This window comes from Halomonas sp. YLB-10, assembly GCF_003856855.1.
Lineage (GTDB): Bacteria > Pseudomonadota > Gammaproteobacteria > Pseudomonadales > Halomonadaceae > Halomonas > Halomonas litopenaei.
In genome coordinates this window covers 238445-262897 of sequence record NZ_RRCU01000003.1, presented here as the reverse complement: position 1 = coordinate 262897, position 24453 = coordinate 238445, and the positions used below count along the sequence as shown (strand labels likewise).

At 66.4% G+C, this 24453-nt stretch carries 20 protein-coding genes; 12 read left to right on the top strand and 8 right to left on the bottom strand.

All coding sequences use genetic code 11. The features are described from left to right. Positions 1-72 precede the first annotated feature (72 nt). The 7 genes from EBB56_RS08560 to EBB56_RS08530 all read left to right on the top strand — a co-directional run bounded on the left by EBB56_RS08560 (position 73) and on the right by EBB56_RS08530 (position 7251). Positions 73-2019, top strand: a complete 1947-nt coding sequence (locus EBB56_RS08560; RefSeq protein WP_124803913.1) for a TonB-dependent receptor domain-containing protein — start codon at positions 73-75, stop codon at positions 2017-2019. After that, positions 2016-2933, top strand: coding sequence for a cobalamin-binding protein (locus EBB56_RS08555; protein WP_260425318.1), 918 nt, complete (start codon positions 2016-2018; stop codon positions 2931-2933). The genes EBB56_RS08560 and EBB56_RS08555 overlap by 4 nt, the downstream gene beginning before the upstream one ends. After that, a complete protein-coding gene (locus EBB56_RS08550) occupies positions 2911-3930 on the top strand; it encodes an iron ABC transporter permease (RefSeq protein WP_045994590.1) in 1020 nt (339 codons plus the stop codon). The genes EBB56_RS08555 and EBB56_RS08550 overlap by 23 nt, the downstream gene beginning before the upstream one ends. 9 nt (positions 3931-3939) lie before the next feature. Next, positions 3940-4845: an ABC transporter ATP-binding protein gene (locus EBB56_RS08545; RefSeq protein WP_124803911.1), complete on the top strand. Its 906-nt coding sequence runs from the start codon at positions 3940-3942 to the stop codon at positions 4843-4845. Next, the gene (cobO, locus tag EBB56_RS08540) at positions 4787-5437 is read left to right on the top strand and encodes a cob(I)yrinic acid a,c-diamide adenosyltransferase (protein ID WP_124803909.1); all 651 of its coding nucleotides are present in this window, start codon (positions 4787-4789) and stop codon (positions 5435-5437) included. The genes EBB56_RS08545 and cobO overlap by 59 nt, the downstream gene beginning before the upstream one ends. Positions 5438-5449: 12 nt before the next feature. Beyond that, positions 5450-6913, top strand: a complete 1464-nt coding sequence (locus EBB56_RS08535) for a cobyric acid synthase (protein WP_124803907.1) — start codon at positions 5450-5452, stop codon at positions 6911-6913. Positions 6914-7011: 98 nt separating this feature from the next. Next, entirely contained in the window at positions 7012-7251 is a 240-nt protein-coding gene (locus EBB56_RS08530) for a DUF2188 domain-containing protein (RefSeq protein ID WP_124803905.1), read from the top strand. A gap of 66 nt (positions 7252-7317) precedes the next feature. On the opposite strand, the gene EBB56_RS08525 is transcribed toward EBB56_RS08530, so the two are convergent. Then, positions 7318-8142 (bottom strand): alpha/beta fold hydrolase, encoded by an 825-nt coding sequence (locus EBB56_RS08525; protein ID WP_124803903.1) that lies wholly within the window; start codon positions 8140-8142, stop codon positions 7318-7320. Between the two features lie 161 nt (positions 8143-8303). Next, positions 8304-9059, bottom strand: a complete 756-nt coding sequence (locus EBB56_RS08520; protein ID WP_124803901.1) for a glycerophosphodiester phosphodiesterase family protein — start codon at positions 9057-9059, stop codon at positions 8304-8306. 246 nt (positions 9060-9305) lie between these two features. Between EBB56_RS08520 and EBB56_RS08515 the strand changes: the two genes are divergently transcribed. Next, a complete protein-coding gene (locus EBB56_RS08515) occupies positions 9306-9959 on the top strand; it encodes a hypothetical protein (protein WP_124803899.1) in 654 nt (217 codons plus the stop codon). 345 nt (positions 9960-10304) lie between these two features. On the opposite strand, the gene azu is transcribed toward EBB56_RS08515, so the two are convergent. Then, positions 10305-10799 (bottom strand): azurin, encoded by a 495-nt coding sequence (gene azu, locus EBB56_RS08510; RefSeq protein ID WP_260425317.1) that lies wholly within the window; start codon positions 10797-10799, stop codon positions 10305-10307. A gap of 286 nt (positions 10800-11085) precedes the next feature. Between azu and EBB56_RS08505 the strand changes: the two genes are divergently transcribed. After that, positions 11086-12063 carry an NADPH:quinone reductase gene (locus tag EBB56_RS08505; RefSeq protein ID WP_045994597.1) on the top strand — a complete coding sequence of 326 codons (978 nt, stop codon included), beginning with the start codon at positions 11086-11088 and terminating at the stop codon, positions 12061-12063. A gap of 160 nt (positions 12064-12223) precedes the next feature. Here EBB56_RS08505 and EBB56_RS08500 read toward each other — a convergent pair whose 3' ends face one another. After that, positions 12224-13189, bottom strand: coding sequence for a MurR/RpiR family transcriptional regulator (locus tag EBB56_RS08500; RefSeq protein WP_124803897.1), 966 nt, complete (start codon positions 13187-13189; stop codon positions 12224-12226). Between the two features lie 155 nt (positions 13190-13344). On the opposite strand from EBB56_RS08500, the gene EBB56_RS08495 reads away from it, so the two are divergent. The 3 genes from EBB56_RS08495 (at position 13345) to EBB56_RS08485 (ending at position 17589) form a co-directional block, all read left to right on the top strand. After that, entirely contained in the window at positions 13345-14679 is a 1335-nt protein-coding gene (locus EBB56_RS08495; RefSeq protein ID WP_124803895.1) for an aspartate aminotransferase family protein, read from the top strand. 98 nt (positions 14680-14777) lie between these two features. Next, positions 14778-15338, top strand: coding sequence for a carboxymuconolactone decarboxylase family protein (locus tag EBB56_RS08490; RefSeq protein WP_045994599.1), 561 nt, complete (start codon positions 14778-14780; stop codon positions 15336-15338). Between the two features lie 181 nt (positions 15339-15519). Beyond that, on the top strand, positions 15520-17589 hold the full coding sequence (locus EBB56_RS08485; protein ID WP_124803893.1) for an SLC13 family permease: 2070 nt from the start codon (positions 15520-15522) through the stop codon (positions 17587-17589). Positions 17590-17649: 60 nt separating this feature from the next. Here the strand turns inward: EBB56_RS08485 and EBB56_RS08480 are convergent, their stop codons facing one another. The 4 genes from EBB56_RS08480 to betI form a co-directional block, all read right to left on the bottom strand. Continuing rightward, positions 17650-20100, bottom strand: coding sequence for an acyl-CoA dehydrogenase (locus EBB56_RS08480; RefSeq protein WP_124803891.1), 2451 nt, complete (start codon positions 20098-20100; stop codon positions 17650-17652). Between the two features lie 229 nt (positions 20101-20329). Continuing rightward, a complete protein-coding gene (betA, locus tag EBB56_RS08475; RefSeq protein WP_124803889.1) occupies positions 20330-22111 on the bottom strand; it encodes a choline dehydrogenase in 1782 nt (593 codons plus the stop codon). A 78-nt stretch (positions 22112-22189) separates the two neighbouring features. Then, positions 22190-23659, bottom strand: coding sequence for a betaine-aldehyde dehydrogenase (betB, locus tag EBB56_RS08470; RefSeq protein WP_124803887.1), 1470 nt, complete (start codon positions 23657-23659; stop codon positions 22190-22192). Between the two features lie 170 nt (positions 23660-23829). After that, positions 23830-24441 carry a transcriptional regulator BetI gene (gene betI / locus EBB56_RS08465; protein ID WP_185696406.1) on the bottom strand — a complete coding sequence of 204 codons (612 nt, stop codon included), beginning with the start codon at positions 24439-24441 and terminating at the stop codon, positions 23830-23832. Between the last annotated feature and the right edge of the window lie 12 nt (positions 24442-24453).

Sequence of the window (24453 nt, the reverse complement as noted above, 5' to 3'; positions counted from 1 at the left end):
GTGTCCCCTGTTCGCTCCTCGGCCTTCGAGGGTCTACGCCGTGCGGGTGCGCACGGTGCCAAGGGATACACCATGTCGTCTGCTTTCTTCGCCCCTGCTCGTCTTTCTGTTGCCTGCCGCTCCCGTGGCCTGCGTCTGTGCGTCGGCCTTGCCGCCGCCCCCTGGCTACTGGTGAGCCAGGCCAGTGCCCAGCAGTCCGCTTCCTCCGACGTGACGACCGCCGAGCCGTCCTCCGTCGAACAGGTCTCTATCGAGCCCACCACCGAGCCCGCCACCGAACTCGACCCGCTGGTGGTGTCGGCGACGCTTTCGCCGCGTACCGCCAGTCAGTCGCTGTCCTCCGTCAGCGTCATCGATGAAGAGGCGCTAAGGCGCCGCGATCCGGTCAGCATTACCGACGCCCTGCGTGGCCAGCCCGGTGTGGATATCTCCACCAACGGTGGCTTCGGCAAGCAGGCGAGCGTCTATATCCGTGGTACCGGCAGCACCGCCTCGGTGATGATGATCGACGGTATCCGCCTGCGCTCGGCCACCAATGGCGGGCCTGCCTGGCAGTACCTGGAGCCGCGCATGTTCGAGCGTATCGAGGTGGTACGCGGGCCCCGCGGTGCGCTCTACGGCGCCGACGCGGTGGGCGGGGTAGTTCAGCTGTTCACCGACAAGCCCGATGAACAGGGACCGACGCCCAGCGTGCAGCTCGGTACCGGCTCCTTCAATACCCAGCGGGCCTCGGCCAGTCTGTCGGGCCGCGAGGGTGGCACCTCCTACCAGTTCAGCGCCACCCGCCTGGACAGCGACGGCACCGAGATTCGCGACGGTGGCGAGGACAAGGCCTACGACAACACCTCGGGTCTGGTGAGTCTGTCCCACACCTTCGACAACGGCGCCAACCTCGGGCTGCTGGGACTGCGTGCCCGCGGCAACAACGAATACGAAGGTGGCGACTCCGACTATGTGCAGCAGGTGGCCGGTGTCTACGCCGAGGTGCCGGTGACCGATATCTGGTCGTCGCGTCTTACCCTGAGCGAGGCCCGCGATGAGCTGGAGGACCACTCCGAGCCCAACGACTTTGGGCCTGGAAGCACCACCGAGTTCGACACCGAGACCCATACCGTTCGCTGGGACAATACCCTGCAGCTCGGTGCCCACGAGCTGATCGCCGGCGCCGAGTATCTGGAGGACAAGGTCGACAGCACCACCGATTACGAAGAGACCAGCCGCGACAACGTGGCGGTGTTTGCCCAGGCACTGATGGACTTCCATCCGTTCTCGTTGCAGGCGGGTCTGCGCCACGACGACAACGAGGCCTACGATGAAGAGGTCACCGGCCACCTGGCGCTGGGCTACGCCCTCGACGATCAGCACACCTTGCGCGCCAGCTACGGTACCGCCTTCCGCGCCCCGACCTTCAACGAGCTGTACTTCCCCGGCTTTGGCAACAGCGATCTTGAGCCCGAGGAGTCCGAGACCTGGGAGCTTGGTCTGCGTGGTCAGTACCAGCGGCTTTACTGGGATCTGGCGCTCTACCAGACCAACGTCGACGACCTGATCGCCAATGAGTCGAGGGATGGCCGCTTTGCCCCCTTCAATGTCGACGAGGCGCGTATTCGTGGGGTCGAACTTGCCACCGGGCTCGAGCTCGACCAGTGGACCCTGGCCGCCAGCGTCGCCTATACCGACCCGGAAGACCGTGACACCGGCAAGCAGCTGATTCGCCGCGCCAGCCAGACCCTGCGCCTGGACGCCGATCGCCAGCTGGGTGACTGGAATCTGGGGGCCTCCTTCGTCGCCCAGGACCACCGCTACAATGACGTCGACAACGACGAGCGTCTGGCCGGCTACGGCACCCTGGACCTGCGCGCCGGCTGGACCTTTGCGCCGGACTGGAAGGCCAACCTGACGCTTGAGAACGTCTTCGATCGCGAGTACGCCACCTCGCGTGCGTCTGCCTTTCAAGGTGGCTGGGACTACGAAAACCCCGGACGTGCCGCCTACCTGAGCGTCGGCTTCAACCTGTGATCATCCGCCGCTCGCTTGTCTCGGCCAGCGCTGGCCTGGTGCTGTCGGCGCTGGCCAGTGCCGCCATGGCGTCCTCTTCGCCCGACGGGGACGAGGACATCTGCGTGGTCGATGACACCGAGCGGGAGCTATGCCTGGAGGCGCCGGCAGAGCGTATCGTGGCGCTGTCGCCCAGTGTCACCGAGATGCTGTTCGCGGCGGGGGCCGGCGAGCGGGTGGTGGGGGTAGTCAGCTTCAGCGACTATCCCGAGGCCGCGCGCTCGCTGCCCCAGGTGGGCAGCTACGATCGACTCGACCTCGAGTCGCTGTTGGCGCTTGACCCCGACCTGGTGGTGGCCTGGGCCGGCGGCAATCCCGGCCAGCAGGTTGAGCGCCTGGATGAACTCGGCCTGCCGGTGTTCCGCTCGGACGCGGCCAACTTCGAGCAGATCGCCACGACGCTTGAGCGGTTCGGTCGCCTGGCCGGTTCTGTGGATACCGGCGACACCGCGGCCCGAGAGCTGCGAGAATCGGTAGCGGCCCTCGGCGAGCGCTACGTTGACGCAGCACCGGTCGAGGTCTTCTATCAGGTATGGGAGCAGCCGCTGATGACCGTCAACGGTGAGCACTGGATCAGTCGGGCGCTGTCACTTTGTGGTGGTGTCAATCTATTCGCCGACGAGGCGCCGCTGGTGCCTCGACTGTCGCGGGAGGCGGTGCTGGCCGCGGACCCGGAAGTCATCATCACCGGCGGCATGGGCAAGGCGGACTCCACCTGGCTCGATGCCTGGCGCCAGTGGCCGCAGATGACCGCGGTGGTCCGCGACAACCTCTATTTCATCAACCCCGACCTGGTGCAGCGGGCGACGCCGCGCCTGGTCGAGGGCACCCGAGCCCTGTGCCAACATCTGGATGCTGCCCGTGAACGCCGCTGACTCCAGCGCTACCTTTCGGCCCAGCCGGCGACGTCGTCCGCTGGGCCTGCTGGCTCTGCTCGGTGTGGTGTCGGTGGTGCTGGCCGTGTCGGTGGGCAGCGTCGCGCTGTCACCGATGGAGCTGTGGCTGACGCTGACCGGGCAGGGCAGCCCCCTCCACCAGACCCTGGTGTGGGAGCTGCGCCTGCCCCGTGCGCTGGCCGCCTTCGGTACCGGGGCCTTGCTGGCCCTGGCCGGCGCCTTGATGCAGGTACTGCTGCGCAATCCATTGGCCGACCCCTATGTGCTCGGGCTCTCCGGCGGGGCCTCGGTGGCGGCGCTGTGTGCCATGCTGGCTGGCCTTGGCGCGGCGCTGGTCTCGGCCTCGGCCTTTGCCGGTGCGCTGGTGTCGATCCTGGTGGTATTTGGCCTGGCCCATGGCAGCGGCAGCTGGTCTCCGGCGCGCCTGCTGCTCACAGGGGTCGTCATGGCCTCCGGCTGGGGCGCGATCATCACCTTCCTGCTGGCGGTAAGCCCGGTGGAAGAGCTGCCGGGCATGCTCTACTGGCTGATGGGCGACATGGCCTACGCCCGCAGCCCCTGGCCGGTACTGGTGATCGCCGCGCTGTCGGCGCTGGTGCTGGTGCCACTGGGGCGGACCCTCAACGTGCTTGCCCGCGGCGGCCAGCAGGCGCTGGCGCTGGGCGTGGCGGTGCGCCCGCTGGAATGGGGACTGTATCTGGCGGCGAGCCTGGCCACCGCCACCGCGGTGACCACCGCCGGATCGGTGGGGTTCGTCGGCCTGATGGTGCCGCATATGCTGCGCCTTCGACTGGGTGCCGACCAGCGTCTGATCCTGCCGGCCTCGCTGCTGGCCGGCGGCTGCCTGCTGACCCTGGCCGATACCCTGGCGCGAACCCTGATCGCCCCCCAGCAGTTGCCGGTAGGGGTGATCACCGCGTTGATCGGGGTGCCGAGCTTTCTCTACCTGCTGCATCGCAGCCACGGCAAGGGATAGGGGGCGCTCATGGCTGTCAGACCCGCATCCACCGACCAGGCGCTGCCAGTTTGTTCGCTGTCCTGCGAAGCGCTGGTGATCGACGTGCCCGGCAGGGCGGACGGTCAGCCGCTGTCGTTTTCCATCGAGCCCGGCAGTCGCTGGGGCATCCTCGGGCCCAACGGCGCCGGCAAGAGCACGCTTTTGCATACCCTTGCCGGGCTCAGGGCGCCGCGTCATGGGCGCTTGAGGCTTGATGGCCGGCCTTTGTCTGACTGGCGCCGGCGCGCCGTTGCCCAGCGTCTGGGCGTGGTGTTCCAGGAGCGCCATGACGAGTTTCCGGCCAGCGTGCTGGAGACCGCGCTGATCGGCCGACATCCCTTCCTCCGGGCCTGGCAGAACGAAAGCGAGGACGACGTCCAGCGCGCCCTGGGCGCGCTTGAACGCCTCGATATCGCTCACCTGGCCCACAGGCCGCTGGCGACCCTGTCCGGCGGCGAACGCCAGCGGGTCAGCCTGGCCACGGTGCTGACCCAGGCGCCGCAGATCTGGCTGGTGGATGAACCCACCAACCACCTCGACCTGCATCATCAGGTGGCCGCCATGGCGCTGCTCGACGAACAGGCAAGCCAGGGTGCCGCCGTGGTGATGTGCCTGCACGATCTCAATCTGGCGGCGCGCTGGTGCGACCACCTGCTGCTTTTGTATCCCGACGGCGCGGCCTGCTGGGGGCCACGCGACGATATGCTGGTGACGTCGGCCCTCGAGCGGCTCTACGACCAGCCGTTGAGCGTCGCCGAGGTCGATGGCGCCGCCGTCTTCATGCCGCGGGTGGCCTCGTCGCTTAATCCGCCGCGCCCCACCAAGGAAGTTTCCCATGACGCACACGTCCCCTACGACGCCATCCCCCACGACACAGACTCCGAAGAATGTTGATCCCGAGCGCCACGCCCGGCGCATGGCCGCCAAGCAGCGGATCATGGCCGAGCGCATCGCCAGTGCCGACAAGGAACAGGGCGTGCTGCTGGTGCTGACAGGCCCCGGCAAGGGCAAGAGTTCATCCGGCTTCGGCATGCTGGCCCGGGCGCTGGGCCACGACATGAAGGTGGGCGTGGTGCAGTTCATCAAGGGCGCATTTTCTACCGGGGAGGAGGCCTTCTATCGCCGCCAGCCCGAAGTGGCCTTCCACGTCATGGGCGAGGGCTACACCTGGGACACCCAGGACCGGGAGCGCGATGTCGCCGCCGCCGAAGCCGCCTGGGACAAGGCCCGCGAGTTGCTTCAGGATCCCGATATCGCGCTGGTACTGCTCGATGAGCTGAACATCGCCCTGCGCTACGGTTACCTGGATCTCGACCGGGTACTGGACGATCTGCAGGCCAGACCGGCGATGCAGCATGTGGTGGTGACCGGGCGCCACGCGCCCCAGGCGCTGATCGAGCTGGCCGATACCGTCACCGAGATGAAGGTGGTCAAGCACGCCTTCAAGGATCAAGGCATCAAGGCCCAGAAGGGTATCGAGCTGTAAGGGAGCGCTAGCATGGCAACGCTGATGATCCAGGGCACCACCTCGGATGCCGGCAAGTCCACGGTGGTCGCCGGTCTGTGCCGGATGCTGGCACGGCGCGGGTTCAGCGTAGCCCCGTTCAAGCCCCAGAACATGGCGCTGAACAGTGCCGTCACCGTGGATGGCGGCGAGATCGGTCGCTCCACCGCGCTGCAGGCCCAGGCTGCCCGCGTAGCGCCCCACAGCGACATGAACCCTGTGCTGTTGAAGCCCGAAAGCGACAAGGGCGCCCAGGTCATCCTGGCCGGTCGCGTCCACGGCAGCATGGCCGCGCTGGACTACCACGCTTACAAGACCACCGCCCGCCAGACGGTGATGGACTGCCATCGCCGGCTGTCCGAGCGCTTCGACGTGATCATCGCCGAAGGGGCGGGCAGCCCTGCGGAGGTCAATCTACGCGAAGGTGACATCGCCAACATGGGCTTCGCCGAGGCGGTGGACTGCCCGGTACTGCTGGTCGGTGATATCGACCGAGGCGGCGTCTTTGCCCAGCTATGCGGCACCCTGGCGCTGGTCAGCGCGTCCGAAAACGCGCGGATCAAGGGCTTCGTGATCAACCGCTTTCGCGGCGATATCGGGCTGCTGGAACCGGGGCTTGAGTGGCTGGCCGAGCGCGAGGCGAGGCCGGTGCTCGGCGTGCTTCCCTACCTGCAGGGGCTGTGGCTCGACGCCGAGGACAGCCTGTCGCTGGAGCAGCGGCTTGATCACGCGGGGGGCGACATGCTCAAGGTGGTGGTGCCGGCACTGCCGCGTATCAGCAACCACACCGACCTCGATCCACTACGCCTGCACCCCCGCGTCAGCCTGAGCCTGGTCGGCCCCGACCAGCCGATGCCCGATGCCGACGTCATCCTGTTGCCGGGCAGCAAGAACACCCGGGCGGACCTGGCCTGGCTGCGCAGCCAAGGGTGGGATGAGCGTATCCGGCGCCATCTGCGTTACGGCGGTCGGGTGCTGGGCGTCTGCGGCGGTTTTCAGATGCTGGGGGAATGGATCGACGATCCTGACGGCATCGAGGGCGAGCCCGGCGGCGTCGAAGGGCTCGGGTGGCTTGCCATGTCCACCACCATGCGCCCCGACAAACGCCTGAAACGGGTCAGCGGGCGCATCGACACCGCCGACGGCTGCTGCAGCATCCACGGCTACGAGATTCATCAGGGCGTCAGCCGGGGCGAGGCGCTTTCACGGCCATTGATGCGTCTCGAAGGACGAGACGAAGGTGCCGTCAGCCAGGATGGCCAGATCATGGGTACCTATCTGCACGGGCTGTTCGACGGCCCCGACGCCTGCGAAGCATTGCTCGCCCGCCTCGGGCTCCCGCCCGAGGACACCCGCCGGGTTGACCTCGACGCCCACCGCGAGCGACAGCTCGACCGTCTGGCCGACGCCATCGAGCAGCATCTGGATATGGAGATGGTTCTGCGCCTGATCGGTTGAGGAAGATGGTCCGATATCGGCGCCCGGCGTAAACTGTGGGGGTGCCACAGCTTTCCCTGTACAGATGGCACCATGGCAACTGCGTCGAGGGCTTGGTCATGAAGGTGACATCCAAACATGTGGTCAGTAGAGACAAGGGATGGGCAGTAAAGACCAGCGGCACGTCTCGTGCCGGCAAGGTTTTCGAGAGCAAGGCTGAAGCCGTGGAATATGCGCGCCGCGCGGCCAGGAAGGAGCACGGTGAGCTTTACGTGCACGGACTCGATGGCACTATCCAGGAGCGCAAGAGCTATCGTCGCGCATCTGCGGCAACCAAGCCTCTGCGCTCGAAGAAGTGACGGCATATGCCATTTGAGCGCAATGTCTTTGTCAATTGCCCGTTCGATGAGGCGTACTATTATCCGCTATTGCGTCCCTTGCTCTTCACCATCATCTACGTTGATTTGCTCACCCAGCAGGCTCGTGATGTAGTCAAGGACTCTGTCAGGCTGCTCGCGATGGGGCACGTGGCCACACCCCACCAGCAATACCATCCGTGACGGCCCTTGAGGTAGTTGCGCGTAGCGTTCGGGCTGCTCTGGCGAGCCGTATTCGTCCTGGTCACCGTGCAGCGCCAGCACAGGGCACGCAACGCGCCTGAGGGTGTCATCCAGGGCCCAGCCCCGAAAGTCGGGGTCCAGCCAGGTCTCTACCCAGGTGTCGAGAACCCAACGGGCCTTGTCGCCATGGTACTTCTCCAGGCGCTCGATCTGGCCGGGCAGGGCGAACGTATCGCGGGCCTGTCGGATGCCCGAAAGCGTGCGTTCTTCCACAAAGGCCTGGGCCGCCAGGGTAATCAGCGCCTGGCAATCGTCGTAGTGGGCAGCGATACCGGCAGCCATGCAGCCGCCGACGCTATGGCCCAGAACAACGAAACCCTCGAGCTTTAACGCGCGATGAAGCGCGGCAAAGGCCTGGTGCGCTTCGTCGGCGATAAAGGTGTGGGTCAGTCGGTCCGGGTGGCGCGTGGATTGGCCGAAGCCCAGTCGATCGTAGGCGATCACTTCGCGGCCGGTGGTCTGGCACAGGGCTTCGGGGAAGTCGCGCCACAGCTCAACGCAGCCCAGCGAGTCATGCAGCAACACGATGGGCGCGCCCTGGGTATCAGGCTCGGGACGCCATCGACGAACAAACAGCGATTGCCGGTCTGTGTCGTGAAGTGACACCTGAAGGTCAGATACCTGGGGCATGAAGTGGCTCGCTGGCAGCAACGTATCAAGCCCACTCTAGCGAGTGGCCGCTGGCCTGCCAAGCAAGCGCTAGGTTTGGACAGGTCGCTTTCAGGACAGGTCGCTTTTTAATACAGGGCCATGCCAGTGCCAGAGCCGCTTCAAGGATACGCCTTGGCAAGTCACGTCTTGTCGGCAAAGCGTTCGGGGTCATCGGAAATGACGGTGGTCACGCCCCATTTCCAGTACTTGGCGAAGGCCACCGGATCATTGGCGGTATAGCACAGCAGCGGTGTGCCGCTCTGGGTAACCTCCCGAGCCCGCTCTTCCTTCAGCTTCTTCCAGTCGCAGTGCAGACTGTAGGCCTGCACCGCTTCCATGTCGTGCCGCCAGTTCTTGCCGATCTTGTCGACCAGGACGCCCAGGGCGAGTTGGCTGGGTGATGCGATGCTGCGCGCGTGATCGAGCGCCGCCGGGCTGAAGGAAGATACCAGTCGACGTTCGAATGGCAGCGCTTCCAGCAGACGCGGGATCACCGATTCGGCCAACGCTTCCGGGTCGCGCCCCCGGGTCACCTTGAGTTCCAGGTTGACCGCCATACCGCGTCGATCGATCAGATTGAGCATGTCGTCGAGTGTCGCCATGCGCTCACCGCGAAAGCGCTCGGCGTACCAGGCGCCGACGTCGTATTCCCTGGCCTGTTCCAGACGCAGCTTGCTTAACTTGCCGCGCCCGTTGGAGCAGCGCCGCATGCCGGGGTCGTGCCAGATCACCGGGGTGCCATCACCCAGCAATTGCACATCGAGCTCGACCCAGGTGATACCGGCTTCCCAGGCAAGCTGGACGGCGCTCAGGGTATTTTCCGGTGCATGGGCCGACAGGCCGCGATGCGCCATCAGGCGGGGCAGGTCGATAAGGGGCGTGCGAGATGTCGTCATGGGCTCTCCTTGGCTTGGCGTCACAACATGGCACCGGCTTTCGTCATCATCGGACATGACCGTCCTGCTAGCCAGAGGCTGCACGCCTCCATGTTGGGCCACAAAGATGACCGAACGGCGACGACATGAACACCCCGTCTGTCGCAGCGGTACGCCGAGGGCGGTGTCGCTGCCTGGAATATGCTAGTCTCGCCGGTTTCGACAAGTGGGTCAGCGCCGGTCGGCGCCAGCAATTAGAGGTCAGTGATGAAGGTCGTCAAAATCAACGAGCCCCAGCAGCGGGAAGCCTGCCTGGCACGCCTGTGTGCGGAAGCCTACGGTCATCAGGCGGGTATCGCCCCCCTGGTCACCTTCGCCGGCGTCATCGGGGTGCTGTTCAAGCAGGAAGCCGCCCGGCTTCTCGCTCTGGTGGACGATCAGTCCCGTCCCATCGCCCTGGCCCTGCTGGTCAGCGACGAAGCCGGTACCAGCATGAATGTGGCCCAGTTGACGTCGCTGGATCCTGACGCCGAAAGCGCGGTCGACGGCGGCAACAAGACAAGCGCGGAAAGCGATAGCCAGGGCGAGGCGCAAAAGCCGGCCGGCAAGGGCAAGCTGAATCCCGCCCTTCGCCTGGTGGCCGAACTGGCGCTGCGGGCGCCGCTGCGGGTGGACGTGGTCAGCGATGCCCAGAAGGCCGAGTTTAGCGCCGCCGGTATCCAGCGCTGGATCAAGGGGCCGGGCGAGCTGCAGATCGGTCTGGGACCCAAGCATACGGCCACCAGCCTCGACAATCTGCCGCGTACCCTGACCGTGGACGAAGCCTCCGTGGTGGCCAACTTCAAGCAGGACAAGGCGTTGTTCGAAGATTACAAGAACCGCTTCGTCAGAGGCCTGGAGTCCTTCCCGCGTACGCTATGAGCAACGACGGCATAAAGCTCTCAAGGGAACGGCACTGTTCGAACGATTGATCTGGCAAGAACCGCTTTGTCAGAGGCCTGGAGTCCTTCCCGCGGACGTTGTGATCAGCGACGGAAGGGCACCTGTTGGGTCCTTCCCGCGGACGCTATGAACTAGTAGAAGTGGTAGCAACAACGAAGCCCCGGCCCTTACCTCTTTTGGAGGCGAGGGTCGGGGCTTCGTCGTTGGGCAAAGGGTCGGCGCTTGCCGGGCCGAGGTGGTTGTTGATCCGCTCGCGGGCAGCAAGAACGGAGGTGGCCCGGGTCACGCCGTCAGGGATCGATGCCCGTCGATCCTTGCAGTTGTCTAGCCCTCGCTGGTGAGGCTGAACGATCCCTTCATCATCGAGGAGTGGCCGGGGAAGGAGCAGAAGAAGGTCAGATCCTGGTCGGCGAGTCCTTCGGTGTCGAAGGTGATGCTGGTGGATTCGCCGCCGCCGATGATGTCGGTGGCGGCCAGGATGCGGTCATCCTCGGGCAGGTAGTTGCTGTCGAGTCCCGCCTGCATGCCGGCGGAGGCAATCTCCTGATAGGCGTCGGTAGGGGCCAGCACCCAGTTGTGTCCCATCACGTTCTTCGCCATGGAGCCCGAGTGGGTCAACGTCAGACTGACGGTCTCGCAGCTGGCGGGTACGCCCAGCTCGCTCTTGTCGTACTGCATCTGGTCAGTGGAATCGATGGTCAGCCGGCACTCTTCGGCGACGTTTTCCGCGGCGCCGTCATCCGCCATCGCCACGGCAGAGAACAGCGGCACGGCGGTGATCGCGAGGATGGAGGCGGAGGAAAGCAGGGCATGTTTCATGACAGCGTCCTTTTCGTTGCTGGATAGGGTGGGTGCAGGGTTTGCCACGGACCGTTCACGGCGTTCAGCAAAGGGAAGCGCGGTGCACCACACAAGTTGTATCCATGTTTATATGTTAACTGTATACAGTTGATGAGTCTCGTAGACATCAATGGAGCTGTCAAGCGCCGACAGTGATCCCGTGGCCACGGCTGTGCCGACGGCAAATCCAGTTTGGACTTGACCGAGGTCGAGCAGAGCGCTTGACTGGGCGTACATACCCGTTAGCAGCGTAAGGAAGCCTTTCATGGCCAAGCGGATTCAATTCGCACGCACCGGCGATTCCGAGGTGCTGGAACTCGTCGATACACCGGCGGCCGAGCCGGGCCCCGGCGAGGTACGCGTCGCCAATGAGGCGGTGGGCCTCAACTTCATCGACATCTACTTCCGCACCGGTCTGTATCCGGCGCCGTCCCTGCCGTCGGGCCTGGGAACCGAAGGCGCTGGCGTCGTCGACGCCGTGGGCGAGGGGGTCGATCATCTGCAGGTAGGCGACCGCGTGGCCTACGCCCAGGGCCCCCTGGGCGCCTACGCCGAACTGCACACCCTGCCGGCGGACAAGGTGGTGGCGCTGCCCGAGGGGATCAGTTGCGAGACCGCAGCGGGAGCCATGCTCAAGGGGCTGACGGTGCAGTACCTGCTGCGTCAGACCTACCCGCTGCAGGGTGGCGAGACCATCCTGTTCCACGCCGCCGCCGGTGGGGTGGGGTCGATTGCCTGTCAGTGGGCCAAGGCCCTGGGCGTCAAGCTGATCGGCACGGTCAGCTCCGTCGAGAAGGCAGAGCTTGCCAAGCGCAACGGCGCCTGGGCGACCATCGACTACACCAAGGAAGACGTGGTCGAAAGGGTGCGCGAGCTGACCGGCGGCGAGATGGTCGACGTGGTCTACGACAGCGTCGGCAAGGACACCTGGGAGACCTCGCTGGACTGCCTGAAGCCGCGCGGCCTGATGGTCAGCTTCGGCAACGCCTCCGGACCGGTCGAGGGGGTCAACATCGGCATCCTCAACCAGAAGGGCGCGCTCTACGTCACTCGGCCGAGCCTCAACGGCTACGCCGACAGCCCGGAGCGGCTGCAGGACATGGCCGACGAGCTGTTCGACATGATCGAGAGCGGCAAGGTGAAGATCGACGTGGCCCAGCGCTTCGCCCTGGCGGAGGCCGGCAAGGCCCAGGACGCCCTGGCGTCACGCAAGACCACCGGGTCTACCGTGCTGCTGCCCTGAGCGATCGATTGCCGATCCCTGTCTTCCTGATCGAATCTGTCCTCCGGACAGAGCGGGCCCGCCAAGTTGGCGGGCCCGCTTTCATTTCAGGGAGGCGTCGGCCTGACGGCGGAGTGGCTTGCGTACCGGCTGCCCTGCTCGCCGTCGGTTCTGCCTGGCGCTACAGCGACGCCCCCAGCTCGCGAATCATCCTCTCGCGCCGCTTGAGGGCGGCCAGTCCCTCGTCGCCCAGGCGACCGGCCACCTCGGTCAGCAGGCCCTGGGCCAGCAGGAAGAAGGCGCCCATGGCGTTGGAGAAGAACAGGCTGTCGGTAGGCACCAGGAAACGGTACTCGGCGACCCGGGCAAGTGGAGACGACTCGCTGTCGGTCAGGGCGACCACCCGAATCCCCGCCCGCGCCGCCACCCGTGCGGTTTCCAGCACGCTGGTGGTGTAGGGAAAGCAGCTGATCACCACTAGCAGGTCCCCTTCATCCAGTTGCGCCAGGGCGTCGGCCACCCCCTGGTGTCCCGCATCCAGCTCCCCGGTATCGGCACGCAGCATGCCAAGCCCATAGGCCATGAACTGCGCCAGCGACGCAAACTGGCGTTGCCCGTGGACCCTGACCCGACGGGCGAGGGCCAGCAGCTCGACCACCCGGTCGTAGTCATCGGCGTCGAGTCGCTCGAGCAGGCCGGCGAAGTTGGCGCTCTCCTGGCGTCCGAGCCGGGCCAACCGGGCGACACCCTGACCCTGGTCGCGATCGGTCGACAGCCTCGAGGCCAGGTCGCTGTAGAAGTGCTCGCCGCCGTCGGCCAGATCCCGCCGAAACACCGCCTGCAGCTCGCCGAAGCCGTCGAAGCCCAGGCGCTGGGCCAGCCGGGTCAAGGTCGAGGGGTTCACCTCGAGCCGCCCGGCCAGCTCGCTGATCGAGGCCACCGCACTCGCCTGCGGCGACTCCAGCAGCGCCATCAGCACCCGCAACGATCGTTTGCCCAGGCGAACGTCGCCGTCACCGGCCTGGATCTGCGCCGCCAGTTCCTTCAGGTCGCCGAGGGTGCTCGATTCGCCGAGGCGAACAGGGCGGTGCCGAGCGCTCCGCTCGGTCGGTGGCTTGGTGGCGGGCTTCGAGTCGCGAGAGGGCATGGCGTCTCCTTGAATGACGAGCGGGCCAGTGTGCCAGCTTGGCGGGCGTCTGTCCGGTGAGGCGTAGACACGATTTGCAAATATGCATTGTGTAAAAATAGAATGCATTTAATATTTGCATTTATGCGATGTCGTATCTACCCGCTGGAGGTTCCATGAGCCGCGTCTTTCACCGCCACCTCAAGGCGTCCTATCCCACCGCGGTGGCAGGCGATGGGCCCTATCTGATCGATGCCGCAGGCAAGCGCTACCTCGATGCCTGTGGCGGCGCGGCGGTGTCCTGCCTGGGGCATAGCGATCCCGAGGTGCAGGCCGCGATCAGCGAACAGGTCAAGCGCATGGCCTACGCCCATTCAAGCTTCTTTACCTCGGAGCCGATGGAGGCGCTGGCCGACTTCCTGGTCGATCGCGCGCCCCAGGGCATCGGCAGCGTCTACTTCGTCTCCGGCGGTTCCGAAGCGGTGGAAGCGGCGCTGAAGATGGCGCGCCAGTACTTTCTCGAGATCGGCCAGCCAGAGCGCACCCAGGTCATCGCCCGGCGCCAGAGCTACCACGGCAATACCCTGGGGGCGCTGGCCACCGGCGGAAACGCCTGGCGTCGGCGTCCCTTCGAACCGCTGTTGGCCGACACCACCCACGTCAGCCCCTGTTACGCCTATCGCGGCCAGCGCGCGGACGAAAGCGCCGAAGCCTACGGCGAGCGACTCGCGGTGGAACTCGAGGACACCATCGAGCGGCTGGGGCCACGCCGGGTCATGGCCTTCGTCGCCGAGCCGGTGGTGGGGGCGACCCTTGGCGCGGTGCCGGCGGTGCCCGGATACTTTCGGCGGGTGCGCGAGATCTGTGATCGTCACGGCATCCTGCTGATTCTCGATGAAGTGATGTGCGGCATGGGGCGCACCGGTCGCCTGTTTGCCTGCGAACAGGAAGGCGTCAGCCCCGACCTTCTGACCGTGGCCAAGGGCCTGGGCGGTGGCTACCAGCCCATCGGCGCCACCCTGGCCAGTGCGCGTATCCGAGACACCATCGCCGAGGGCACCGGCTTCTTCCAGCATGGCCACACCTATATCGGCCACGCCACCGCCTGCGCCGCGGCGCTGGCGGTGCAGCGCGCGGTAGAGCAACGCGGCCTGCTTGAGCAGGTGCGGGCCAGGGGCGAGGCGCTGCGTGCTCGCCTCGAGCAGCGCTTCGGCGACCACCCGCACGTCGGCGATATTCGCGGACGCGGTCTGTTTCTGGGACTCGAGCTGGTGGCGGACCGGGCCAGCCAGGAGCCCTTCGACCCCGACCAGCGCCTCAACGCCGCGGTCAAGGCCGCCGCCATGGACCAGGGGCTGATGTGTTATCCCGCTGGCGGTACCCTGGACGGACGCCGTGGAGACCATGTGCTGCTGGCGCCGCCCTATATCGTCGAGGAAGATCATCTCGACGAGATCGTCGACAAGCTCGACGCCGCCTTGCAGCAAGCGCTTGGCCAGATGGGCCATTGAGTCCGTGCCTGGCGCTTCGGCCCGCGCAACACCACTGACACACCAGGCCCGCCAAGGGGCGGGCTTGCTACCTTTTTTCCCACGTACAGGATGACAGCATGACCCTTCGTTCCCGCTTGCCCGAGCTTGACGACGCCACCATGAGCGCGGAGCAGCGTCGGGTGCTCGACGATATTCTCAGCGGCCCCCGCGGCAACCTCGATGGTCCCTTCCTGGCCTGGGTGCACAGCCCGCAGCTTGCCGACCATGCCCAGCGCCTGGGGGCTTTCTGTCGCTACCATACCTCGCTTCCGCTGCGCCTCACCGAGCTTGCCATCCTGACTACCGCGGCCTGGTGGAAGTCCCAGGCGGAGTGGCAGATCCACGCCCCCATCGCCCTCAAGGCCGGGCTGTCCGAGTCGGTGGTCGAGGCCTTGCGAGAAGGCCGTCAACCGACCTTCGAGCGCAGCGATGAAGTCATCGTCCATCGCCTGGCCAGCGTGCTGTATCAGCATCGGCGCGTCGATCAGGCCACCTACGACAGGGCAGTGGAGGCCTTCGGCGAGGAGGCCGTGGTGGAACTGGTCGGGGTGCTTGGCTACTACGCCCTTGTGGCGATGACGCTGAACGTGTTCGAGGTCCGTCGCGGCGATGAACCGCTGCCCTTTGACGAACCCTAACCCTTTGCCGAACCCCAGCTCGTTGACGAAGCCTGCCCTTCGTCGAACCCTCCTAGGCGCGCTGACAAGGTGTTTTAGGCTACGCTGAATCAGCGGTACCCTGGCGCTTTCTCGGTGACGCTTTCGCGACCTCCAGCACTCTGCAATCGCCCGTCAGGGCGCCGCCCAGGGAGGGGCCGGCATGGACGACAGTCTTCTGGTATTTATCGTGCTCGGGCTGACGCTGGCGGCGTTCGTCTGGGGGCGGTTTCGTTTCGATCTGGTGGCGCTGGCCTCCTTGCTGGCCTCGGTGGTGCTGGGGCTGGTGCCGGCCGACCAGGCCTTTTCCGGTTTTGGCCATCCGGCGGTGATCACCGTGGTGGCGGTGCTGGTGCTGTCCCGTGGCTTTGAGCGGGCCGGGGTGGTGGACGTGATCGCCGCCCAGGTGCTCAAGGTCGGCGACAGGCTCCTGTACCAGCTATTGGCGCTGACCGGCCTTGTCACCGTGCTGTCGGGCTTCATGAACAACGTGGGGGCGCTGGCGTTGCTGCTGCCGGTGGCCCTGCGGATGTCGCGCGAACACGATACCTCGCCGTCGATCCTGCTGATGCCGCTGGCCTTCGGCTCGCTGCTGGGTGGCCTCACCACCCTGATCGGCACCCCGCCCAACATCATCATCTCGAGCTACCGCGCCAGCGTCGCCGGCGAGCGCTTCAGCATGTTCGACTTCTTCCCGGTAGGCGGCGCCGTGGCAGTCGCCGGGGTTGCCTTTATCGTGCTGCTGGGCTGGCGCCTGGTGCCAAGGCGCACCGGCCAGGCCAGCCGCGACGCCATGTTCGATACCGCCCACTATCTGGTGGAGGTACGGGTCGACGCCGATGCCCAGGCCCTGGGCTGGTCGCTGCACAAGCTCAGGCGCAAGCTCGACGACAACGTGCCGGTGCTGGCGCTGGTGCGGGGCGGTCATCGCTACGCCGGTCACTCTTTCTATGGGGTGCTCAAGGAGGGCGACATCCTGCTGTTGGAGGCCGGTCCCGAGGAGCTCAAGGCGCTGGAGGATCGGGCCGGACTGCGGGTCGGTCTGACACCCGAGGAGGCGCCGGATCCTGATGCCGAGCAGAGCGACACTGAGCCAACCAACACCGAGCCAACCAACACCGAGCCAACCAACACCGAGCAGGCCGACAGCGATGACCAGGTGCGGTCCTCGGGCAACGCAGCGGCCGCATCGACGTCGGCCCAGCCGTTGAACGCAGACGGCAATGCCGGGTCCGCGTCACTGGCCCAGCGTACCCGCCAACTGGTCGACGAGGACGAGCAGGCGCGAGAGCGCCGTGTCACCCTGGACGAGACCCGAGAGGCGGCGCGGGGCACCGAGGACGGCGACGAGCGCCAGGACGACAAGGCCCCCGAAGACCTGCACCTGATCGAGGCGGTGGTGCGCAACGACGCCGCCATCAGTGGCCGCACCGCCGCCGAGCTGCGCCTGCACCATCAGTACGGCCTGCACCTGGTGGCGGTGGCCCGTGACGGTGGGCGCCTCAAGCAGCGCCTGCGCGATATTCGTTTTCGGCCCGGCGACGTGCTGCTGCTGCAGGGCGATCCCGAAGGGCTGGGCGAGAGCCTGACGGTGCTTGGCTGCCTGCCGCTGGCAGACCGGCGCCTGACCCTCGGCCAGCCGCGCCAGCTTGCGCTGTCGGTGGGCATCTTTGCCGTCGCCATCACGGCCATGCTGTTCGATCTGCTGCCGGCGGCGGTGGCCTTGTCGCTGGCCGCGCTGGTCACCCTGCTGGTGGGGGTGCTGCCGCTGCGCGAAGGTTACCGTGCCATCGACGGCCCGGTGGTGGTGTTGCTGGGGGCGATGATTCCGGTGGGGCAGTCGCTGGAGTCCAGCGGCGGGGCCGGCCTGATCGCCGATGCCATGCTCGGGCTTGGCAGCCAGTGGCCGCCCATCCTGGTGCTGGCGGGGCTCTTCATGGTCAGCACCTTGCTGTCCAACGTCATCAACAATGCGGCGGCGGCGCTGTTGATGGCGCCCATCGCGGCGAGTCTCGCCAGCGGTTTCGAGCTGTCGCTTGACCCCTTCCTGATGGTGGTGGCGATCAGCGCTTCCTGCGCCTTTCTGACGCCCATCGGCCACCAGTCCAACACCCTGGTGATGGGCCCCGCGGGCTATCACTTCAGCGACTACTGGCGCCTTGGCCTGCCGCTGACCCTGGTGGTGATGGTGGTCGCCATCCCGCTGATCATGCTGGTCTGGCCGCTGCAATAACGGCCAAGGAAAACGCCCGGGCTGGGCCCGGGCGTCGTGGTGGTACGCGAAACGTCGGCGCTACGCGGTGACGTTGTGGTGGTTCATCTTTTCCTTGTCGGTGACGAAGGCGTCGAAGGCGAAGTCGTCCACGCTCAGCATGTCGAGCACCTCGGCCTCGCGCTTGCGCATGAAGTCGGCATCCTCCTCGCTGATCAGTCCTTCCTCGAGCGCGGCTTCCAGGCGTTCTTCCGGGTGCAGCGCCTGCACCGGCAGCTTGCCCTTGGAGTACGCCTTGTTGATCTGGCGATAGAGCACCTCGGCGCGGTCCTGGGTTTCCAGCAGGGCGTTGTAGCGCGCCACCGGGTTGTCCTGGACCTGGTCGTTGCTGTCCCAGGCGCCGACCAAGAGCTTCTTGCGCAGGGCGCTGTCGGTGGACACCGCACGGGCGATGGACCGGGCCAGGTCGTCGTGGGGGCGTGCCCAGCGGCGGCCCAGCGGCATCACCAGCACCTTCAGGGTCTTGCCCAGCGCCCGGTTGGGCAGGTTGTCGAAGACCTCGACGAAGGCGGTCTCGGCGCGATTGAGCAGGAAGCGGCAGGCGTAGTGCATCAGTTCCGCCTCGCCCTCGACCTTGTCACCCTCGTGCCAATGCTTGATCACCATGCTCACCAGATAGAGGTTGGAGAGCACGTCACCCAGACGCGCCGAGAGCATCTCGCGCTGCTTGAGCTCGGCGCCCAGGCTCGCCATGGCGGCGTCGGCGCACAGGCTGAAGCCGGCAGACAGGCGGGCCACGTCCTGGGCGTAAGGGCGGGCGACCTCGTCGAAGGGGCAGGACGGCTTGCCGATGCCCAGGCCCATGGTGAGGGCGCGGGCGGCGTTGCCGAAGATCAGCCCGGCATGACGGAAGAACGCCCGGTCGAAGGCCTTGGCGTCATCGGCATCCTTGGCCGCCAGTTCCTCCAGCACGTAGGGATGGCAGCGAATCGCGCCCTGACCGAACACCATCAGGTTGCGGGTCATGATGTTGGCGCCTTCCACGGTGATCGCCACCGGGTTGGCACTGTAGCCGATGCCCAGGTAGTTGCGCGGGCCCAGGGTCACCGCCTTGCCGCCGTGGATGTCCATGGCGTCGGCCAGGATGTCCCGCTGGAACTCGGTCAGCTGGCTCTTGAGGATGGTCGATGGCACCGCCGGCGCCTGGCCGTGGTCGATGGTGTTGGCGGTCTGGTAGACCGCCGCCTGGGCGATGTAGGCCTTGGCGGTAAGACGTGCCAGCGGCTCCTGAATGCCCTCCATCTCGGCCACCGGCACATTGAACTGGCGACGGATGCGGGCGAAGCCGCCGGCCCAGCCGATGGCGTAGCGGCCAGTGCCGGTAGCGCCTGAGGGCAGGGTGATGCAGCGGCCGACCGACAGGCACTCGATCAGCATGCGCCAGCCTTCGCCGGCCATCTCGGGGCCACCGATGATGGTGTCCAGCGGCACGAACACGTCCTTGCCACGAATCGGACCGTTCATGAAGGGGCTGCCGATGGGGTGGTGGCGGCGGCCGATCTCCATGCCATCGGTGTCACGCGGGACCAGCGCGCAGGTGATGCCGAGGTCCTCGGTGTCGCCCAGCAGGTGGTCCGGGTCGAACATGCGGAAGGCCAGGCCGACCACGGTGGCGATGGGCGCCAGGGTGATCCAGCGCTTGTTGAAGGTCAGGCGCAGGCCCAGCACTTCCTTGCCGTCGATTTCCTGCTTGCACACGATGCCGACGTCCGGCAGCGAAGTGGCGTCGGAGCCGGCGCGGGGGCCGGTCAGGCCGAAGCAGGGGATCTCGCGGCCGTCGGCCAGGCGCGGCAGATAGTGGTCCTTCTGCTCCTGGGTGCCGTACTTGAGCAGCAGCTCACCCGGACCCAGCGAGTTGGGGACACCCACGGTGGACATCAGGGTCTCGTTGACCGCGAGCTTCTGCAGCACCGCCGACTGGGCCTTGGCCGAGAAGCCGAGACCGCCGTACTCCTTGGGAATGATCATGCCGAAGAAGCGTTCCTTCTTCAGGTAGTCCCACAGCTCCGGCGGCAGGTCGGCGCGCTCGCGGGCGATGTCCCAGGCATTGCACATGCCGGCGGCCACGGTGCACTGATGGTCGATGAAGGCGCGTTCCTCGTCGCTGAGGCCGTCATCCTTGAAGTCGAGCAGGCGCTGCCAGTCAGGGCGGCCGGAGAACAGCTCACCGTCCCAGGCCACGCTGCCGGCCTCAAGTGCAGTACGCTCGGTATCCGATACGCGGGGGGCGACCTTCTTGAACATGGCGAACAGACGTGGCGACAGCCAGCCATGGCGCAGCGCCGGCAGGCCACAGACGGCGATGGCGGCGGCGGTGATCAGCAGCAGTACGCCGACGAATTCGGCGTCGAGGACCAGGCCCGCGACCCCGAGAATAGCGGGCAGGGCGGCGGCAGGCGCGGCCCCGGCCTCGCGGCGGGCGATGGCGATCAGGCCAACGACCGCAAAGATGAGCAGGAGCAGGCTGAGCATGGGCGGTTCTCCTTGGAGAGCGATGAGAGGAAGTGTGGTTGTAATAAAACGCCTGTTTGAATTCTTGCAGATTAGCCCATCGCCTGACAACCGGCCATCGAAAACCTTGCCTCTTGCACCATGGTCGAACTAGAGGTCTCTTAGCTGCACAAAAATGGCCCCGTGAAAGTCACGGGGCCAGGTCGATGTCGTCTAAATCGTGTCGCCGCCAGCGGCAGCTTTTCCGGCGTCAGCCAGGCTGCGCTGTGCTATCAGAACTTGCACCAGCACCAGCACCAGCAGGCGCGGAGAGGCGCCGCTCGCTCTGGGTCGGGTGGGCCTCCTCGAGCCGGCGCTGCGGCGGCTTCTGGGCCGGGGCGCCGTTGGCCACGTAGTAGGGCGCCTGGCTCGGCGGCAGCGGCTCGCGGCCTCGGATCTTGTCGGCCATGCGCTCGGCCAGCATGATCGTCGGCGCGTTGAGGTTGCCGGTGGGAATCACCGGGAACAGCGAGGCGTCGACCACCCGCACGCTTTCTACCCCGTGCACGCGTCCGGCGCCGTCGACCACGCAGTCGTCACCGTCGCCCATGCGGCAGGTGCCACAGGGGTGATAGGCGGTCTCGGCGTGGCGGCGCACGAAGGCGTCGAGCTCATCGTCGCTCTGCACGTCCGGCCCCGGCGAGATCTCGCGGCCGCGGAACTCGTCCATGGCCGGCTGGGCGATGATCTCGCGGGTCAGGCGAATGGCGTCGCGGAACTCTTCCCAGTCCTTTTCGGTGGACATGTAGTTGAACAGGATCGAGGGCGCGGCCTTGGGATCGACCGAGGTCAGCCGTACGCGGCCTTCGCTCTGGGAGCGCATCGAGCCGACGTGGGCCTGGAAGCCATGGGCCTGCACCGCGCTCTTGCCGTTGTAGCTGATGGCGATCGGCAGGAAGTGATACTGCAGGTTCGGCCAGGCTTCCTCTTCGCTGGTGCGGATGAAACCGGCGGCCTCGAACTGGTTGCTGGCGCCCACGCCGCTGCCCTTGAACAGCCACTCGGCGCCGATCGCCGGCTGGTTGTACCACTTCAGCGCCGGGTACAGCGAGATCGGCTTCTTGCACTCGTACTGGATGTACATCTCCAGGTGGTCCTGCAGATGGGCTCCGACGTTGTCGTTGACGTGGACCGCCTCGATGCCGAGCTCCGCCAGCAGGTCCGCCGGGCCGATGCCCGAGCGCTGCAGAATCTGCGGCGAGGCGATGGCGCCGGCGCACAGCAGCACCTCGCGACGGGTGCGCACCTCCTGGGTCTGGCCCTTGCGCTGATAGCGCAGGCCCACCGCACGCTTGCCCTCGAACAGGATGACGTCGGTGGTGGCTCGGGTCTCGATGGTCAGGTTGGGGCGCTTCTTGGCCTCGTCCAGATAGCCGCGCGCGGTGGAGGCGCGGCGTCCCTGGGGCGTGACGAAGCGGTCCATGGGGCCGAAGCCTTCCTGCTGGTAGCCGTTGACGTCCTCGGTGGCCGGGTAGCCTGCCTGCTGTCCCGCCTCGATAAAGGCGTGGTAGAGCGGGTTGTTGCCGGGCTTCGGGGTGGCCACGCACACCGGGCCGTCGCCGCCATGGTAGTCATTGGGGCCGATATCGCGGGTCTCGGCCTTCCTGAAGTAGGGCAGGCAGTTGGCGTAGTGCCAATCCTCGAGCCCGTCGCGCTTGGCCCAGCCGTCATAGTCCAGGGCGTTGCCACGGATGTAGCACATGCCGTTGATCAGCGAAGAGCCGCCAAGGCCCTTGCCGCGACCGCACTCCATGCGGCGATTGTCCATGTGCGGCTCGGGGTCCGTCTCGAAGGCCCAGTTGTAGCGCCTGCCCTGCAACGGGTAGGCCAGCGCTGCCGGCATCTGGGTGCGGAAGTCGAAGCGGTGGTCCTTGCCGCCGGCTTCCAGCAGCAGGACCTGGACGTCCGGGTCCTCGGTCAGACGAGTGGCGAGGACGTTGCCGGCGGAGCCGGCGCCGATGATGACGTAGTCGAATTCACGGAGCTGTGACATGTGACGCCTCCCTGAAGGCAATGGGGTGACCGGGTCAGGCGTGACGCGGTGTTCGAGGACTATCGCGACGGGCCGGCCTTAGAAGACCGACTCGAAGGGGCCCATTTCGACCTGGACCGACTTGGTCTGGGTGTAGTGGGCCAGGGTCTCGATGCCGTTCTCGCGGCCGACGCCGGACTGCTTGTAGCCACCCACCGGCATTTCGGCCGGGGACTCGCCCCAGGTGTTGATCCAGCAGATGCCGGCTTCCAGGCGATGGATCAGGCGATGCGCACGGTTGAGGCTCTCGGTGAAGACGCCGGCGGCCAGGCCATAGGTGGTGGCGTTGGCGCGCTCGAGTACTTCCTCGTCGGAGTCGAAGCCGAGCACCGACATCACCGGGCCGAAGATCTCTTCGCGCACGATGCGCATGTCATCGGTGCAGTCGGTGAACACCGTGGGGGCCGCCCAGGCGCCCTTGGCCCAGTCGCCCTGGTCCCAGGCGTCGCCGCCGGCCAGTACCCGGGCGCCTTGCTGCTTGCCCAGCTCGATGTAGGACAGCACCTTCTCCTGGTGTTCGAAGCTGACCAGCGGGCCGAAGTTGACCGAGGGGTCCATCGGGTCGCCGGCCTTGATGCGCGCCACGCGCTCCTCGAGCAGTGCCTCGAAGTCGTCCTTGACGGCGTTGTCGACGAACACCCGGGTGCCGTTGGTGCAGATCTGGCCGCTGGAGTAGAAGTTGGCCATCATCGCCGCGTCGGCGGCACGGACCAGGTCGGCGTCACGGCAGACGATCAGCGGCGACTTGCCGCCAAGCTCCATGGTGACGTCCTTGAGGCTGGAGGCGGCGGAGGCCGACATCACCTTCTTGCCGGTGCCTACCTCGCCGGTGAACGAGACCTTGGCGATGTCCGGGTGGCCGGTGATCGCCTGGCCCACCTCGGCCTCGCCATGGACGACGTTGAACACGCCATCGGGCAGACCGGCTTCGGTGAACACCTCGGCCAGGATCATGGTGGTCAGCGGGGTGACCTCGCTGGGCTTAAACACCACGGCGTTGCCGGCGGCCAGCGCCGGGGCGGACTTCCAGCAGGCGATCTGGATCGGGTAGTTCCAGGCGCCGATGGAACCGATGACGCCCAGCGGCTCGCGGCGGGTGTAGACGAAGCTGTCTTCACGCAGCGGAATCTGGCTGCCTTCGATGGCGGCGGCGAGGCCGGCGTAGTATTCGAGCACGTCGGCGCCGGTGACGATATCGACGGTGGACGTCTCGCTGAACGGCTTGCCGGTGTTGCGGGTCTCGAGCTCGGCGATCTCGTCGTTACGCTCGCGCAGCAGCGCCACGGCGCGGTTGAGGATGCGTCCGCGCTCCATGCCGGACATCGCGCCCCACATCTTCTGGCCGCGCTGGGCCGCGGCGACAGCGGCGTCCACGTCGGCCTGGCTTGCCACCTGCACGTCGGCCAGGTGGCTGCCATCGTAGGGGTTGGTGACGCTGAAGGTCTCGTTGGAGGTGGCGTCGGTCAGACGGCCGTCGATGTAGAGCTTCTGGAGTTCGAGAGTTGCCATGGCATCCTCCTGTCGAAAGGGCATGTGTCAGCAAGCTGACAGCGATGTCGGGGCGATAAGTGAAGAGCAAGAATGTGCGCGTGAGTGGCGCAGGTGTTGAGCCTGCCCACTCGGTCGGCCTGAGATCCGGCTTGAGGCTCGGAGCCTTGGCCGGAAGAGACTTAGGCCGGTTAGGGTTCGTGAGCCGCAGCGGGCGCGTGGCTGTCGAGCAGTCGATTCAGGTACTCCCGCGCCAGCTGGCGGGCCTGGACCGCGTCCAGGCCTTCCGGCGACAGGGTGCCGCGCAGCCACAGGCCGTCGATCATCGCGGCCAGGCCATTGGCGGCGCGCTGGGCCTCGTGTCGGGGCATCAGCCGGCGAAACTGGTAGCACAGATTGGCGTACAGCCGCCGGTCGTTGATCTTCTGCAGCCGCTGCAGGTCGGCCTTGTGCATCGAGTTGGCCCAGAAGGCGAGCCAGGTGCCGGCAGCTCGGGCGTTGGTCTGGGATGCGTCGAAGTTGCCGTCGATGATGGCTTCCAGATGGGCACGGGGGCTTGAGTCGCTCAGCGCCTTGCGCCGCGCCGCCACGGCCTGGCCCAGGTCATGCTGGATCTGGCGCATGGTCGCCTCCAAGAGGCCATCCTTGCCACCGAAGTAGTGGCTGATGATGCCGGCGGAGACCCCGGCGTGGCGGGCGATACGCATGATGGTGGCATCGGCAAGCCCCACCTCGTGGATCGCCGCCATGGTCGCCTGGATCAGCTGCTGGCGGCGGATCGGCTCCATTCCTACCTTGGGCATGACAGACCTCCG

Bases quoted from the DNA above. Each gene is read 5' to 3' on its own strand.
- EBB56_RS08560 (WP_124803913.1), top strand. From the start codon at position 73: ATGTCGTCTGCTTTCTTCGCCCCTGCTCGTCTTTCTGTTGCCTGCCGC.
- EBB56_RS08550 (WP_045994590.1), top strand. From the start codon at position 2,911: ATGCTGCCCGTGAACGCCGCTGACTCCAGCGCTACCTTTCGGCCCAGC.
- EBB56_RS08545 (WP_124803911.1), top strand. From the start codon at position 3,940: ATGGCTGTCAGACCCGCATCCACCGACCAGGCGCTGCCAGTTTGTTCG.
- cobO (WP_124803909.1), top strand. From the start codon at position 4,787: ATGACGCACACGTCCCCTACGACGCCATCCCCCACGACACAGACTCCG.
- EBB56_RS08535 (WP_124803907.1), top strand. From the start codon at position 5,450: ATGGCAACGCTGATGATCCAGGGCACCACCTCGGATGCCGGCAAGTCC.
- EBB56_RS08530 (WP_124803905.1), top strand. From the start codon at position 7,012: ATGAAGGTGACATCCAAACATGTGGTCAGTAGAGACAAGGGATGGGCA.
- EBB56_RS08525 (WP_124803903.1), bottom strand. From the start codon at position 8,142: ATGCCCCAGGTATCTGACCTTCAGGTGTCACTTCACGACACAGACCGG.
- EBB56_RS08520 (WP_124803901.1), bottom strand. From the start codon at position 9,059: ATGACGACATCTCGCACGCCCCTTATCGACCTGCCCCGCCTGATGGCG.
- EBB56_RS08515 (WP_124803899.1), top strand. From the start codon at position 9,306: ATGAAGGTCGTCAAAATCAACGAGCCCCAGCAGCGGGAAGCCTGCCTG.
- azu (WP_260425317.1), bottom strand. From the start codon at position 10,799: ATGAAACATGCCCTGCTTTCCTCCGCCTCCATCCTCGCGATCACCGCC.
- EBB56_RS08505 (WP_045994597.1), top strand. From the start codon at position 11,086: ATGGCCAAGCGGATTCAATTCGCACGCACCGGCGATTCCGAGGTGCTG.
- EBB56_RS08500 (WP_124803897.1), bottom strand. From the start codon at position 13,189: ATGCCCTCTCGCGACTCGAAGCCCGCCACCAAGCCACCGACCGAGCGG.
- EBB56_RS08495 (WP_124803895.1), top strand. From the start codon at position 13,345: ATGAGCCGCGTCTTTCACCGCCACCTCAAGGCGTCCTATCCCACCGCG.
- EBB56_RS08490 (WP_045994599.1), top strand. From the start codon at position 14,778: ATGACCCTTCGTTCCCGCTTGCCCGAGCTTGACGACGCCACCATGAGC.
- EBB56_RS08485 (WP_124803893.1), top strand. From the start codon at position 15,520: ATGGACGACAGTCTTCTGGTATTTATCGTGCTCGGGCTGACGCTGGCG.
- EBB56_RS08480 (WP_124803891.1), bottom strand. From the start codon at position 20,100: ATGCTCAGCCTGCTCCTGCTCATCTTTGCGGTCGTTGGCCTGATCGCC.
- betA (WP_124803889.1), bottom strand. From the start codon at position 22,111: ATGTCACAGCTCCGTGAATTCGACTACGTCATCATCGGCGCCGGCTCC.
- betB (WP_124803887.1), bottom strand. From the start codon at position 23,659: ATGGCAACTCTCGAACTCCAGAAGCTCTACATCGACGGCCGTCTGACC.
- betI (WP_185696406.1), bottom strand. From the start codon at position 24,441: ATGCCCAAGGTAGGAATGGAGCCGATCCGCCGCCAGCAGCTGATCCAG.